Consider the following 14,861-nt stretch of genomic DNA (forward strand, 5'->3'; position numbering starts at 1 on the left):
AACGAGCGCCGCGCACATCGACATCCGGCAGAAATTTCGCAGCGAGGTTGGACCCCGGGCATGTGGACTGGGTTGAGGCGGCGGCGGTGCGGTGCCGCCGCCCCGGTCTCAGCGGCGCTGACGCTGCGGTAGCCCGGCGAGCTGCCGAAACGCCGCATGTGCCAGTTCACGGAAGCGGCATGGCGCGAATTCGCGACATGTACGGCAGCGCCCGGTCATATCGCTGTCGATGTGGGCGTCGATTAGATCCTGCGCCTCGGCAACGGTCGCTGGCAGCCGGACGACGCCACGTGCGCGGGCGGTCGTTGCGGGTGCGCCCGACCGGACGGAGTCGTTGTCACGTCCGGCCGGGCAGTCCGCCGCGCTACCGACCGAAGATGGTGTGGCTGGTGAGCGATTCAGCCATGGCGGCGCGCTTGTCATTCATCCACGATGATCGACAGTATGTTCATTCACTACCCGGTGTCATATGGATGTTTCGTGGCGTCATCTCCTCGTGTCGCGGGGAAGTTCCCCTGGTGGGGTCGGTTGCGTACCGTCTAGACAATTGATCGACGCGCGTGACTGATCTTGTGGGGGATGACATGGGCGAGGGTCGGCCGGAGAGCCTGCGACGGCAGCAGGCCCGGCTGTCGGCCGAGTTGCGGGCCGGCGGCAAGACCTGGGTGGAGGCAGCGGAGGCCTTCCAGACGAGGTTCCGGCTCAACCCACGGGTGGCGCTGCGGTCGGTGAGGGGATGGAGCCAGGCACATGCCGCCGAGGAGTGGAACCGGCGCTGGCCCAACGAGCCCAAGACCTTCAAAAGCTTCTCCTATTGGGAGATCTGGCCGGGCAGGGGCGGCTATTCGCCTTCGCAGGACAACCTGGTTCGGCTGGCCGAGATCTACGAGTGCAGCGTGGCTGACCTGCTGGCCGACTTACCCAGCTTCCGCCACCTGGACTCCGCCTCTGGGGCGACTTTGGTGGTGCCTCGGGGTACGGCAATTGCTCTTGAGGGTGAAATCATGGTGCGGAGCGAGGCGGAGTCCCTGCTTCGCGACCTGCTCGGCCGGCGCCCTGGTGCCGAGGCGACTGCTCCGCCACCGGCGGACGTCACCAGCCTGTGCCGCCTGCCCGGGGAGGTCGACTTCGGAGATTTGGCGCAGGTCATCGTGAAGTGGATTCAGCAGCTACCGCATTCCAAGGCCCGCAGGGACATGCTGGGCAAGCTGACGACCGCGCTTGCTGTCGCCGCGTCGGCGCCATTGGCCGAACTGGCAGGCACGGCCGGGCGGGCTGGTACCGCACCGGTCCCGGACTCCGGCAGATTCGACCCGGCCACGCTGGCACATTGCGAGGCCATGATGCCGAACCTGCGTAAGCAGGGCGATGTGCTCGGGGCGAGTTCGACGCTGCCCAGCGCGTTGGAGTACCGGCGCATAGCCGAACAGCAGGCCAAAGCCGCCCCGACCGGTGCTGCGCGTGACCGCGCGGTCGCCGTGTACGCCGAGTTGACCCAGCTGTCGGGCTGGCTGTGCTTCAACATGGGCGACTATGGCTCGGCGCAGCGGCTCTACGACGACGCGCGGGCCGCCGCCCATGAAGCGCGGGCCGTGGAGCTGGTGACCTACATCCTGTGCACGATGAGCCACCTGGCGACCTGGCAGGGCCAGCCCCGGGTCGGTATCGATCACGCTGTCGCCGCTGCTGCGTGGGCCGAGCAGAGTGGCAGCCCGTACGCCCGTGCCTATGCCGCCGACGTGGCCGTACGGGCGCTGACCGCCGACGGTCAAGCCGACCGGTCGAGGGAGGCGCTCGACCGAGAGTACGACGCCCTGCAGACGGCTCTGAGCGGACGAGGCCCCCGCCAGTCGTGGTGGTACTTCTACGACGAGTCGTTCTTCTGGAGCACCAGCGCCCAGAACGCGTTGAAGTTCCGCGGCGCCGACCAGGTGATCGCGGCCACGGACAAGGCACTGGGCCTCAGCGACCAGACCAACCTGCACAACCGGTCATTCCGGCTGCTATACCGGGCTGAGGCGTTCGCGCGCCAGCAGAGCATCGGGTTGGCCTGCCAGACCATCACCGAAGTGGTGGAGCTGACGGCGGTGAACTCCACCCGCCGCATCGAGCAGCGGGTGCAGCAGTTGCGTCGTGGGCTTGACCCGTGGCGGCGTACCCGGGCCGTCAAGGAGCTCGACCAGGCGATCCGCGCCTACCGGATCAGTTCCGGCCAGCTAGCGGAAGCGGGTGCATGAACACGGCGTACTCACGGTAGTACGCGCCGGGCCGTCCAGGTTTGGAACCGACTCGCTGCCATCCCCACCCCTCGTAGAGCGCGTGGGTGGCGGTCGCGACCGGGTTCGCGGACAGGGTCGCACGCTCTTCGTGCCGGCCGCTGAGGAACGTATCGTGTAGGCCGCGCCCGACGCCCTTGCCCTGCCAGGCTTTGCGCACCTCGATCTCAGCCAGGACCACCGTACGCTCGCCGCCGCGCTCGTCGGTGAACCCCGGCTCGGGAGCCGGGGCGAGACCCACGAACCAGTCGCGGTCCTGCCGCAGGCTGTACCCGAAGACGAACCCCACCAGCTCGCCGTCCACCGACGCGGTGACCAGCTGGTAGTTGCGGGCACTCAGGGCGCTGGTCGCACGGTCACGGAAAGCGCTGCTCTTGACGGTGGTGTCCTCTCCGGGGACCTCGCCGTACGCGTCAGCGTAGACCTCGCACAGCTGATCCATCACGCCAGCGGCAGCCTCGTCGTTGAGGCGGGTGTACGTCACGTCGGTCATGCCACGACCCTACGTGCGTATGGTTGCCGATCCTTCCCCGTGGCGCTGGGAAATGCGCTCAGCAGCCACTTTCCGGCACGAATCATGCCACACGAAGGGTTACAGTCCGCTGGTCATCGACGGATGATGATCACTCGCGAAGGGTTGCAGGCTGTTGAAGATCACTGTCATCGGATCGGGCCACCTAGGCGCTACGCACGCCGCCGGCATGGCCGACATCGGGCACGAGGTCATCGGTGTCGACATCGACCAGGCGAAGATCGAGACGCTGAACGCCGGGCGGGGCTGGTTCCACGAACCCGAGCTGGACGTGCTGCTGGCCCGCAACATCGGCACCGGCAGGCTCCGCTTCACCACCGACTTCGCGGCTGCCGCAGACTTCGGCGACGTGCACTTCCTCGCCGTCGGCACCCCGTCCGGCCCGGACGGCACATACGACCTGGCCCAGATCACCGGAGCGATCGAGCTGCTGGCCCCGCATCTCAACCGCCCGTGCTTGATCGTCGGCAAGTCCACCGTGACACCCGGAACCGCCTCGATGGTCGAAACCCTGGCCCGCAAGCTCGCCCCCGCAGGCGACTCGGTCGAGGTGGCGTGGAACCCCGAGTTCCTGCGCGAAGGCACCGCTGTCGCCGACACCCTGACCCCCGACCGCATCGTCCTCGGGGTGGCCTCCACCGAGGCGGAGAAGACCCTGCGCCTGCTGTACGAGCCGATCACCAGCAGCCACGACTGCCCCCTGGTGGTCACCGACCGCATCACCGCCGAGATGGTGAAGGCGACCGCGAACGCCTACCTGGCCACCCGGATCTCGTTCGTCAACGCCGTCGCGGAGATGTGCGCCGCAGTGGGCGCCAACGTCGCCGAGCTCGCCGACGCGATCGGCCACGACGCGCGCATCGGACACCACTACTTCCATCCCGGCCTCGGCTTCGGCGGCGGCTGCCTGCCCAAGGACCTGCACGCCTTCACCCGCCAGGCCGAGCGCAGCGGCGTCACCGCCGCAGCCGGGTTCCTGAGAGGCGTGGACGCTCTGAACCTGCACATGCGCTCCCGCGCGGTCGAGGTGGCCGCCACCGCCCTCGGGGGCGACCTGGCCGGGCGGCGCATCGCCATGTGGGGTGCGGCGTTCAAGCCCGGCATCGACGACGTACGCGACTCCCCGGCCCTGGACGTCGCGGTGCGGTTGCACGACGCGGGCGCTACGGTCACGGTCTACGACCCGCAAGGGCTGGCGATGGCCCGCCAGGCAGCGCCGCAGCTCACGTACTCCGCCAGCGCGACCGAGGCCGCCACCGACGCCGAGCTGATCGTGGTCGGCACCGGATGGCCAGAGTTCGGCGCGCTCGACCCGTACGCCATCGCCAACAGCGTCGCCGCCCGGAACCTGCTCGACACCCGCGGCGTGATCTCCGGCCAGCGCTGGCGCGCCGCGGGGTGGACCGTCCACGGCCTGGGCTACCAGTCCTGACAGGTGTTCACGAACAGGCGAAGGGGCGGCCTAAGCGGGCCGCCCCTTCGCCTGCCATCAGTTCAGAGCACCTGCACCGACCAACCCGCCACCCGCCAATCGGTGTGCAGCAGCAGGCCTCGCCGCGCGTCGATCAGCGTGGGCCGCCGGCCGGGTGCGAGCTGCGCCGGGATGACGCGACCGAACTCGGGCCAGTTCGTCAGGTGCAGCAGCACAGCGGCACCCTCGGCCACAGCCTCCGGATCAGCCGCGTACGCCAGCTCGGGAAACTCGGCCTGCGCGCCGTCCATGGCCTGCGGGTCGTAGACGGTGACCACCGCCCCGGCCCGGTGCAGGCGGGAAGCCACATCCAGGGCCGGGGAGTCGCGGATGTCGTCGATCCCGGCTTTGAACGACGCTCCCCAAATCCCGACCCGGGCTCCGGTCGCGTCACCGCCGACAGCCTGGACTGCCAGCTCGACCGCCCGCTGACGGCGCCGCTGGTTGATCTCGTCCACGTGGGTCAGGAAGGCCAGCGAGCGCCCGACCCCCAGCGACTCGGCCAACGCCACGAACCCCCGCGTGTCCTTGGTCAGGCACGACCCGCCGTAGCCCAGGCCGGGCTGCAGGTACGTGCTGCCGATGCGCGCGTCGTGGCCCATCACCGCGGCCAGGTCCTCGACGCTGGCCCCAGCGGCGTCGCAGAACTCGGCCAGCGCGTTGACGAACGACACCCGCGTGGCCAGGAACGCGTTCGCCGCCAGCTTGCACAGCTCCGCCGTGACCAGGTCCGTGACGACCAGGGGAACCCCATCGGCCAGGCACTCCGCCCACACCCGGCGCAGCATCGTCTCCGCCTGGCCACCGGGCTCCACGCCCAGCACGATCCGCGTCGGGCGGCGCACGTCGGCGATCGAGTGCGCCTCGCGCATGAAGTCCGGCGACGCGGCCACCTCGACCGAGACACCCGCCGGGACCAGCTCCATCACCCGGGCCTTCACCTTCGCGGTGGTGCCCGCCGGGACCGATGACTTGACCACCACCAGTGTGTCCCTGGTGATCTCGCGGGCCAGCGACTCGGCGGCGGCGAACACATCACCGAGATCGTGATGCGCCGAACCGGCCGCCTGCGGTGTCGGCACCGCGATGAAGTGGAGGTCCGCGTGAGCTGCGGCGTTGGCGTACGACGAGGTGAACGTCAGCCGCCCCGTCGCCGCGCCGTCTGTGATCGCCTCGGCCAGGCCCGGCTCGGCGAACGGCGGCTTTCCGGCGTGCAGCAGGGCGGCGGTCTCGGTGTTGGTGTCCACCCCCAGCACCTGATGGCCAAGCGCGGCGAGCCCAGCAGCGTAGGGTGCACCGAGCCTCCCGCACCCGATGACAGTGATCTTCATTCAGTCCTCCCCGCGACGCGCGATGATCATTGCCGGCTGGATGGTGGCGGTGAACATGCCGCCTGGCTCGGCTGCCAGCAGCAGGCGGCGAAGGTCGGCATCGAACTCGGCCAGCCGGTCGCCCAGCACGGCCGGCGAGCTGTAGGCCTGCGTGTACTGCAGACCCATGACCTGGTCGAGGCTCATCGACAGCCTCACGTCGGTGCGCATCACGGTCAGCGCATTGAATGCCGAGGATCGAAGGACCGTCTCGTGGTCGCCTCCGGGCTGCTCGTGATGCAGGGCGTCCGGCCCCGCGCGGCGAACAATGCCGAGGTGGCGATGGATGACTCGATCGGCCAGCGGATACCACCATGGCTTGGCCGAGCCTGCCGCGAACGACATCATGATCGCGACGAAGCCACCCGGCACCACCAACTCGTCAAGCTGGCGCACGACGCTCGCACGATCGAACCAGTGAAACGCGTCGCCGATCACGACGCCCGCAACCTTCGGTAGCCCAATCAATTCGTGCACGTCACCGACACGGAACTCGACCTCATCACCGAACCCCTCCTCGGCCGCCCGATTCCGGGCAATCTCGATCATTTTCGGGCTAGCGTCGATGCCGACGACGTGACGGTCCCGCGTGGCCAGGCCCAGCGCGAGCGAACCGGGACCTGTCCCCAGATCCAGCACGGCTCCACCCGGATGGAGACCGGCAACATGATTGACGAACACCGCAGGATGCGGTGGACGATAGGTCGAGTAATCCTCTTCCGTGCCCGCGAACAGGGTCGCGGGCGCCGCATAGCGCACGGCTTGCCCCCTCGGTCAAGATCCAGCACATGGCAACGGTGCGGGCCGAACAGGCCCTGACGTCTGGCTTCGATGGCGACGACCTACAGGCTCCGCACCACATTCACGGTCATCTAAACCACCCTGAACGGACACCCGGCATGCTCGGGAAGTGCCCCGGCGCACAATTCCCTGTACGGCCTGGAAAGATCGAGGTATGCAGGCCGCAGGTATTTTGCTCGTGCGCCCCGACGGCTCCGTGCTACTACAGCTACGCGACGACCACGCGCCAACCGACGCCAACCGCTGGGGCATCCCCGGCGGACTCGTCAACCCAGGCGAGACACCAGAAGCCGCCGCACGTCGGGAGCTGCTCGAAGAAACTGGCCTCGTCATCAACACAGAGCTGACCCTCTTCTGGACAGGCGCCACCGCCGACAAAAGGCTCACCGCCCATGTCTACTGCGCCGCCACGGACGCCAGCCAGGAGGAGATCGTGGTTGGCGAGGGACGCGCTATGGAATTCGTGCCCGCCGACAAGGTGGCCAGCATTGCACTGGCCGACAACGCCCGACCCGTCCTGCTCGACTTCGTATCGTCGGAGCGCTTCAAGCGACTCGCACCCTCCGCCATGATCTGAACCGCAACTGCATAGGACGCCGCGTTCGACCATCACCCGACGCCCCAGCTCGCCGCCGGGCACCTTGCGTCGGTGGATCGAGGCCGCGACTCACCGCACGTCGTACGTCCCGCCATTCCAAGCGTCGAACCCACGGAGGATGTCGCAGCAGATCGTTACCATCCGTGGATGGCCGATGCAGGCACACAAAAACCCATGCAAACTGCCATGGGAGAGCTGGACCGTATCGAACTCGCGCTGGCGACCAAGCGGCTCGACCCAGCCTTGTTCGAACGGTGTGTCACCGACATACTGGCCGATCAGTACCCGGGGCTGTCGCCAGTTCCCGAGGGGACCGACCACGGCCGTGATGCCGACTTGTACGTGCCAGGTGAGACGGTTCCCACACGCATCATGATCACCACCGCCTGTACCCCAAAGGGGGTACAGGCGAATATGGTCAAGAGCCTAAAAAGCATGACGGAGCACTCTGTTGCCTACGATCGAATCATCCTGGCCAACCGGGCCACCCTCAACGAACGGCAGCGGGCGAGCCTTCGCATAAAGGCGCAGGATTTCAATGCGACGATCACCGCGTTCTACGACCACGGCTTTTTCGCCAGCCGTCTTCGTCGAGACGGTGCCTGGCGGGCCGCTCTGCTCGGCATCCCGGGTAATCCGATCAGCCTCACCCGTATACCGGCAGACTTGGCCGAGCGACCCTGGACACAGCTAAGTTCCATAGGACGCGAGGCGGAACTACAGGTGCTGAACTCGCTGACGTGCGACGTTGTCGTCGCAGGGCCGCCTGGGGTGGGTAAGACCCGGCTGGTCGCCGAACTTGAAGACGTCGTCTTCGTCGACCCCGACTTCGCCGAAACGGGCTCCCTCGCCGACGACCTGCGCTGGATCCAGCCACGCACCGTGGTCGTCGACGACGCCGGCCAACACCTGGCCCTGCTACGTACGCTGGTCAAGCTCCGGCGGCACGAAAATGAGCTGCTCAGCTATCGGATCATCGCCATCGGCTGGCCCGACGAGACCACCGAACTCTGCCATCTGCTGGCCAAGGCACAACCCGTCGAGGTCGGCCTGCTCGACCGCGCCAGCATGGACAGGATCATCGTTGAAATGGGCGTTCGTAACCGACTCGCCCGCAGCGAGATCCTCGACCAGGCCGAAGGAAGGCCCGGCTGGGCGGTAGCGCTGGCCTCTATGCTCACGCAGACCAACCGCTGGGATTCCCTGTTCAGCGGAACCGTTCTGATCGCGGAGGCGCAGCGATACCTGCAACGCTCCAGTATCGCTGCTGAGACCCAGGACGTCATTGCCACCATCGCGGCCCTGGGGGGTATTCGTCACGACCAGATGAACATGCTGGCCAGCATCCTAGCCCTGTCGCCCACCGCGGTGCGAAGATCGATTGAGATCGCCGCCCACAGCGGCCTCATCGACGTAGAGTCCGTATGGGCCGAAGGCGACGTACGCCAGCGCTGCTACACAGTACGGCCACCGATGCTGGCCGATGCGCTCGTTGCCCAGCAAGCCTTTCGCACCCCTGTGCCCTCGCTTGACCTGCTCGACCTCGCGGACCGGTGGACAGGACCGGTGACGTACATTGCCCTCGCCGCGATCAACAGCGCCTTGCTCGGCGCCGACGAGGCCAAACCCGTAGCCTCGCACTTCATCCACCGTTTCCGCGCCAACAGCTTGAACGAGCGGCCTCTTAAAGCGCTCGCGGCCCGCTACGCCTGCATTGACCGTCACACTGGGGCCGAAATGCTCAGCTGGGCCCGCCAGGAGGCCGACTCCGCGTTCAGCGCATCAGCTACTTCCGGCTTAGCCGGAGTGGTTGAGATCGCTACGATCGTCGCTGGCAGGTACCTCAACCGCGACGCAGTGAAGCTGCTACTTGACGCAGCGTATATCGACTCCCGGACCCCCCATCAGCACTCCGACCACCCCCTGCGCAAGCTTGAGGATCTGATCGGCCACGAACACCCAGACATTATTAAGTCGGTGAACCCTCGCAACGTCATCGCCGACACAGCAGGCGTGTGGATCGCCCAGCGCATCGGCGATAACACCGCCTGGGCAGTGTATGGCGCCACTATCCGCTATGTGCTGTCACTTCACGTAAGCAGCCGCTATCTCGACCACGTGCACCGTCGTCAGCTACACATGGTCGAGACTGTTCTGACACCCGACGAAGCTCGCGTCGTGTACATCGACACGTGGCCACAGATCAAGGAGCGGCTTGCGGCGGCACCCTCCAACGTCGTGAAGAACGTCGTTGATGTGGCCCTGGACTGGCTACGCATTGGCCATGGATATGACCGCCCCTTCAACGCCGAGCACCCGCACGACAGCATCACCGCAGCCAGGGAACTCGGCGAAGCACTCCTCCGTGACCTAACCAGTTTCGTCAACGGAAGACCGGGTCTGACCATCTACGTCAACAACGCCGCCGCGCGCCTCGGAATCGAGATCACTCTCGCCCCGCTGACTGGCCACGTAGAGTTCTTCGTAGGACTCGATCGTGACGACGATGTCATCAGCCGCCTGTCAGTAGCGCAAGCAGGCGTCGCGCGAGCCGTCCAACCGTGGGTCGGCGAAGAGCCGTGGGTCGTTATCGCACGTCTCAGGGAGCTCAAGACTGAGCTGCACGACGCTGGCATGGACTGGCCAAACCGCATCGAGTGGGCGTGCCGCACCATAGCCGCGGAAGTCGACAATCCGACTCTGTGGACCGCGGTCGCGCTCGACATGCAGTTGTTCCCTGAAGCTGAACCTTTCGTCAACGCAATGGTCAGTAGAAGCCTCGACATCGAGGCAGCGGCAAACCAGATCGCCCGCTGCCTCGACATGCCGACTGCGCGCTGGGCTGTGATCAACGCCGTGCTGAGTGATCCTGGCAGCGAGCACCTCATGCTGGTCCTTGCCACGCTACGACCCTCCGACTACCGGACTCTGGAGGCCATGGCGTTTCGGCGGCAACTGACGTCCGAGTGCCTACACCTGCTGCTTACCGCCACGCCCGACGCCGCCCGAGGCATGGCAACGTTCGCGATGGCCCGGCCTGTCCACGAAGACGACGACAACTGGCCGCCGCCCGAGATCGAGGAGCATTGGCTTGAGGCCATCAGGCACTTCGACCCCGGGACCGTTCCGGAAGCCGCCTCGCACGATCTCGACCGCCTAGCAAGGTTTCTCGGCCAACGCTTTCCTGACACCCTCTACTCCTACGTCATCGACTGTTTGGACGCCGCCGCGTCCCGCGATGAGTGGTGGTCTCCCAACGAGCTGCTCACCAACGGGATCCGCCACCTGACCCGCGCGCACAAGACAAGGGTGTGGCAGACATACCGCCCAACGAATCAAGGTTGGTTCCTCGCCCGCTCCATCGCTGGCAACGACGTGACCTGGCTTGGCGAGATGCTCGATGCCGGCCTGATGACCACGGCAGACGCACTCAAAGCGCGTGACGGATTGATCGGCCCTGAGCCAACCCTCACCGAAATGGCACAGCTGCTCATTCCCAGAGGTGTCGAACCCATCGAAATCGCCGTCCTTGCCGAGCTCGGCGTCAGCTGGGGCGAGGACTCTGAACGAGCCGCGCGGCTCGTCGATGAATTCACGAAATACGCAGGATCAGATGACCCCAGCACGGCAGCCGTTGGAACGGCAGGCGTCACCTACTACCAGGAGAAACGTGATATCGCACTAAGCAGGGAGGCCAAAGCCCGAATCCGAGGACAAATGTGAACCAACCTCCGACTCGTTCAATCCGTAGGAGCAGCGATCTATCGTGGTCGGCACAGAACTCGCAATCGTTCGGTGCCGACCACGATCACTGAATCACGCTATTGGCAGCCGGCTAAGCCGTGATACCAGCCGATCGTGACCTCCTCATCGAGCGTGAGGGTGCCCGCAGTTTGGTTCTGCGCGGATCCACGTCGACCCCTAACGCGATAAGAAGATGCCCTTCCTCGCCAGCTATTGGTGGACTGTGAGGTTAAGGGGGAGGCCGGTGCCGGCGGCGTTGAAGCCGAAGCTCTCCTCCTGCCCGGGGGCGATGTCGCCGTTGTAGGAGACGTTGACGAACTTGTGGTGCTGGCCGGTGGAGGTGCGCACCGAGCTCCACGAGCTGCTGACGGTGGTGCCCGAGGGCAGGTCGAAGTCGACGGTCCAGGTCAGGGTCGTCTGGGCGCAGTTGTTCTTGATGAACACGTCCATGCCGTACCCGGTGCTCCAGGAGGAGGTCCGCACGGTCCGGACGCTCAGGCACCCGGCCGGGGCGCTCGGCGAGACCGACGGCGACGGGGACGCCGAGCGGGAGGGGGACAGAGACGGGGACGGAGACGGAGACGGGGACGCCGAGCGGGAGGGTGAGGGCGACGGGGAGGCCGGGGTGCTGGCCGAGGCGGACGGGCTGGGTGCGCCGGTCACGGACTTGAGGAACAGCGACGGGCCGGGATCGGTACGCGTCGCGTCGACGCCGTGTCCGCCGGTGTAGTCGAGCTGCTCGCGCCCCGACCAGTCCGGGATCGCCGTGCCGCCGCTGTCCAGGTGCTTCCACCCGGTCCCGTTCCAGCCGAACTGGTAGATGCGCTGGTGGTCGGCGTAGTACGGCGTGTACGCCGCCCCCGCGGTGACCTGCTTGCTCATCGTGTTGTTGAAGAAGACGTTGCGCGGCCCGCTGGACCCGGACCACTTGACGGCCTTCTTACCCGCCGCCCACCAGATCGGGAACCAGGTCGAGGCGTCCGGACCGCCGCCGCCCTCCTCGCCGCAGTTGGCGGAGCAGCTGCCGGAGCGGTGCTCGTACGGCACGGTCACCGTGTTGAGCTCGATGAGGTTGTTGCGCTCCCAGCCGCCGTGCAGGTTGACGTCGGAGTCGAAGTCGTTGCCGATCACGACGTTGCCCGACGCCGACCACTGGAACGTGAAGTGGCGCAGGTTGCGGGAGGTGTTGCCCGCGTAGAGGGAGTCCCAGACGCGCGAGCCGCGGAAGTAGCCGTTGCCGCCCTTGCCCTTGTTCCAGGAGCCGTCGAAGCTGTTGCCGACGATCTGCAGGTGGTACGCCTCCTCGGAGACGATCGGGTGCGAGCCGGTCATGGTGGCGCTGATGCCGCGCACCCAGGAGTCGGCGGCCCATTTGAAGACGATGCCGTGCATCTCGTCGGCCGGGGCCATGTTGCCGTAGTTGTGCACGGCGTTGCTCGGGTTGAGACCGGGCATGTCCTGGGTCAGCGCGAAGTTCTCGAAGCCGACGCCGACCACCGGGTCCACCAGCGGCGCGGCCTTGGAGTCGTAGACGGCGCCGTCGATGGCGGCCGAGCCGTCGGAGGTCGAGGTGACCGGGACGTCGTACTCCAGCGGCTTGTTCAGGGTGATGGTGCGGTTGGTGGTGTCGACGGCGGTGATGGTGAAGATCTGCTGGCGCATGTGGATGTTCTGCAGGGTGCCGTCGGCGGGCGTGACGTCCTGCTGGGCGTAGAAGTTCAGCGAGTTCGCGGCGCGGACGTTGACCAGGCCGCCGACCGTGAACGCGCTCATCGAGCCGCTGGTCGCCAGGTAGACGACGGTGTCGCCGGTGCGGGCGGCGAACCCGGTGTCGCCGGTCTTGCCGCGCAGCTTCAGCCCGGCCTTCCAGTGCACGTTGACGGTGCCCTCGAACAGGTCCTTGCGGTTGGCGGGCGCTGCGGCGTACTCGCTGGCGTAGCTGGAGTGCACGCCCCGCGACTGGACCCGGAACAGGCCGCGGCCGGGCCAGATCCAGCCGCCCTTGGCCGAGCCCGAGGTCATCCCGTCCTCGTCCCAGTCCGAGCCGTCGTCGGTGAGCGCGTCGTAGCGGGTGTTCGCGTCGGGGCGGAACACCAGCTTGGTGCCGCCCGCGCCGCTGCCCGCACCTCTGATGATCAGGTAGTCGGCGTCGACGCCGAGCTGCCGCGACACGTTGAGGGTGCCCGCGGGCAGGGTGATCAGGGACAGCTTGGTGTAGCTCGCGGTGGGCGAGCAGCCGGTGCGGATCGCGTCGATGGCGGCCTGGAGCCCGGCCGAGTCGTCGGCGCCGTCGTCGGGGGTGACGGCGTACTGGCTCGCCAGTTCGGCGGGGGTGAGCTGGCAGGCGGCGTCGGGGTTGGTCTCGGCGGCGCCGGGCAGGTTGGCGCCGCCCCGGTAGCCGGCCTTGGACCAGTCGTAGAGACCGGCGACGGGGGCGCGGCGGTTGGCGGCGGACAGGTCGAGGGTGGTGAGGGCGGCGGCCGGGTGGAGCGAGGGGCGGGCCGGGACCAGGGCCAGGGTGCCTGCGGCCAGGGCGGCGACGGTGAGGCCGGCCAGCAGGGGTACGGGGACGGAACGTCGAGACATCACTGCTCCGAAGGGGGACGGGTGTCTGCTGTGGATTCCTGTGATCGCCCATTCTGCTGACACGTTTCCAACAGGTCAATAGCCTGCTACAAACTGGCACGGCGTCCATGTATATGGACGCCGTGCTGGAGGGATCACGTATCAGCAGCTCAGGGCAGCACCCTCAGGGCAGCAGCTCAGGCGGCAGTCCCTGCAACGCGACGGGGCGGCGGAACCGCTCGACCGCCTCCGTGCCGACCGACGTCGACCACGGCGCCGACGTGGCGGGCCAGGGGCCGCCGTGGTGCATCGCGTCGCAGACCGCGACCCCGGTCGGCACGCCGTTCCAGACGATCCGCCCGGCTCGGGCCAGCAGCCCCGGCAGCAGCGCGGCGGCCGCGTCGCGGTCACCGTCGGCGGCGTACACCGACGCGGTCAGCGATCCGTCCAACCTGTCCAATGCCTGCTCGGGCGCGCCGACGCCGATCACCACCGATGGTCCGAAGTGCTCCTCCAGCAGCTCCCCCGCCAGTTCTGCGACGTCGACGACGACCGCGAACGGGACGGGCTCGCCCGCGCCGGCGACCACCCGGTGCCGGGCCGACGCGGCCGCCAGCCAGCCCTGATGTGCCTGGCCCATCGGCTCGGTCAGCATCCGGTGCACCGGGGCGGCCGCCACCGCTGCCGCGAGCGCGTCGGCGAACGCCGCCGACCCGGCCAGCACCAGCCCCGGCTTGGTGCACAGCTGCCCGGCCGAACCGGTCACGGCGGCCGCCAGCGCGGCGACGGTCGCGTCGCCGCTCGCCCCCGGCAGCACCAGCACCGGGTTCAGCGAACCCATCTCGGCGTACACCGGGATCGGGTCGGGGCGGGCCGACGCCGCGTCCATCAGCGCCCGGCCGCCCCGCAACGAGCCGGTGAACCCGACCGCCTTCACCCCCGGTGCGCGCACCAGCTCCAGCGACACCTCGGGCCCGCCCGCCACCAGCGAGAACGCGCCATCGGGCAGGGCGGCGGCCAGCAACCGGCCCAGCAGCCGCCCCGTACGCGGCTGCGCCGGATGGGCCTTGACCACCACCGGGCAGCCCGCCGCCAGCGCCGACGCGGTGTCCCCGCCGCTCACCCCGAACGCGAGCGGGAAGTTCGACGCGGCGAACACCGCGACCGGGCCGACCGGCACCGGCACGGTCACCAAGTCCGCCCCGCCCGCCGCGACCCCGGCCGACACCCGCCGCCATGGCTTGGCCGCGTGGTCGCCGAGCAGCCGGAACTGGTTGGCGGTGCGGTCCAGCTCGCCGCGCAGCCGCGCCTCGGTCAGCCCCGTCTCGGCCAGCGCGGTCGCGACGACCTCGTCCCCGGCGGCCAGCACCGCATCGGCGCACGCGTGCAGCATGTCCCGCCGCGCGCCCGCACCCGTCGCCGCCATCGTCGGCGCAGCCTGCACGGCCCGCGCCACCGCCTTCATAACGTCCATGACATTCATCGGAATCTCCTATCGCGATCC

Annotated in this window: 9 protein-coding genes; 4 read left to right on the forward strand and 5 right to left on the reverse strand. The window is 67.9% G+C overall.

Annotation, left to right across the window (positions count from 1 at the left end):
* Positions 1 to 560: 560 nt before the first annotated feature.
* Positions 561 to 2,237, forward strand: a complete 1,677-nt coding sequence (locus Cs7R123_RS04960) for a helix-turn-helix transcriptional regulator (RefSeq protein ID WP_212823755.1) — start codon at positions 561 to 563, stop codon at positions 2,235 to 2,237.
* Here the strand turns inward: Cs7R123_RS04960 and Cs7R123_RS04965 are convergent.
* Positions 2,203 to 2,769, reverse strand: coding sequence for a GNAT family N-acetyltransferase (locus Cs7R123_RS04965; RefSeq protein WP_212823756.1), 567 nt, complete (start codon positions 2,767 to 2,769; stop codon positions 2,203 to 2,205). The genes Cs7R123_RS04960 and Cs7R123_RS04965 overlap by 35 nt on opposite strands.
* A 154-nt stretch (positions 2,770 to 2,923) precedes the next feature.
* Between Cs7R123_RS04965 and Cs7R123_RS04970 the strand changes: the two genes are divergently transcribed.
* A complete protein-coding gene (locus Cs7R123_RS04970) occupies positions 2,924 to 4,240 on the forward strand; it encodes a UDP-glucose/GDP-mannose dehydrogenase family protein (RefSeq protein WP_212823757.1) in 1,317 nt (438 codons plus the stop codon).
* A 62-nt stretch (positions 4,241 to 4,302) separates the two neighbouring features.
* Here Cs7R123_RS04970 and Cs7R123_RS04975 read toward each other — a convergent pair whose 3' ends face one another.
* Together Cs7R123_RS04975 and Cs7R123_RS04980 are read right to left on the reverse strand one after the other, a co-directional pair.
* Complete coding sequence (locus Cs7R123_RS04975; RefSeq protein WP_212823758.1) at positions 4,303 to 5,610, reverse strand: UDP-glucose/GDP-mannose dehydrogenase family protein; 1,308 nt, start codon at positions 5,608 to 5,610, stop codon at positions 4,303 to 4,305.
* On the reverse strand, positions 5,611 to 6,408 hold the full coding sequence (locus tag Cs7R123_RS04980; protein ID WP_212823759.1) for a class I SAM-dependent methyltransferase: 798 nt from the start codon (positions 6,406 to 6,408) through the stop codon (positions 5,611 to 5,613).
* A gap of 196 nt (positions 6,409 to 6,604) precedes the next feature.
* Between Cs7R123_RS04980 and Cs7R123_RS04985 the strand changes: the two genes are divergently transcribed.
* On the forward strand, positions 6,605 to 7,027 hold the full coding sequence (locus Cs7R123_RS04985) for an NUDIX domain-containing protein (protein WP_212823760.1): 423 nt from the start codon (positions 6,605 to 6,607) through the stop codon (positions 7,025 to 7,027).
* Positions 7,028 to 7,195: 168 nt separating this feature from the next.
* On the forward strand, positions 7,196 to 10,771 hold the full coding sequence (locus Cs7R123_RS04990; protein WP_212823761.1) for an ATP-binding protein: 3,576 nt from the start codon (positions 7,196 to 7,198) through the stop codon (positions 10,769 to 10,771).
* Between the two features lie 231 nt (positions 10,772 to 11,002).
* On the opposite strand, the gene Cs7R123_RS04995 is transcribed toward Cs7R123_RS04990, so the two are convergent.
* Positions 11,003 to 13,378: a cellulose binding domain-containing protein gene (locus Cs7R123_RS04995; RefSeq protein WP_212823762.1), complete on the reverse strand. Its 2,376-nt coding sequence runs from the start codon at positions 13,376 to 13,378 to the stop codon at positions 11,003 to 11,005.
* Between the two features lie 163 nt (positions 13,379 to 13,541).
* Complete coding sequence (locus tag Cs7R123_RS05000; protein WP_244871617.1) at positions 13,542 to 14,840, reverse strand: aldehyde dehydrogenase family protein; 1,299 nt, start codon at positions 14,838 to 14,840, stop codon at positions 13,542 to 13,544.
* Between the last annotated feature and the right edge of the window lie 21 nt (positions 14,841 to 14,861).

Source organism: Catellatospora sp. TT07R-123 (genome assembly GCF_018327705.1).
In the GTDB taxonomy this organism is placed as follows: domain Bacteria; phylum Actinomycetota; class Actinomycetes; order Mycobacteriales; family Micromonosporaceae; genus Catellatospora.

Bases quoted from the DNA above. Each gene is read 5' to 3' on its own strand.
- Cs7R123_RS04965 (WP_212823756.1), bottom strand. From the start codon at position 2,769: ATGACCGACGTGACGTACACCCGCCTCAACGACGAGGCTGCCGCTGGC.
- Cs7R123_RS04975 (WP_212823758.1), bottom strand. From the start codon at position 5,610: ATGAAGATCACTGTCATCGGGTGCGGGAGGCTCGGTGCACCCTACGCT.
- Cs7R123_RS04985 (WP_212823760.1), top strand. From the start codon at position 6,605: ATGCAGGCCGCAGGTATTTTGCTCGTGCGCCCCGACGGCTCCGTGCTA.
- Cs7R123_RS04990 (WP_212823761.1), top strand. From the start codon at position 7,196: ATGGCCGATGCAGGCACACAAAAACCCATGCAAACTGCCATGGGAGAG.
- Cs7R123_RS04995 (WP_212823762.1), bottom strand. From the start codon at position 13,378: ATGTCTCGACGTTCCGTCCCCGTACCCCTGCTGGCCGGCCTCACCGTC.
- Cs7R123_RS05000 (WP_244871617.1), bottom strand. From the start codon at position 14,840: ATGAATGTCATGGACGTTATGAAGGCGGTGGCGCGGGCCGTGCAGGCT.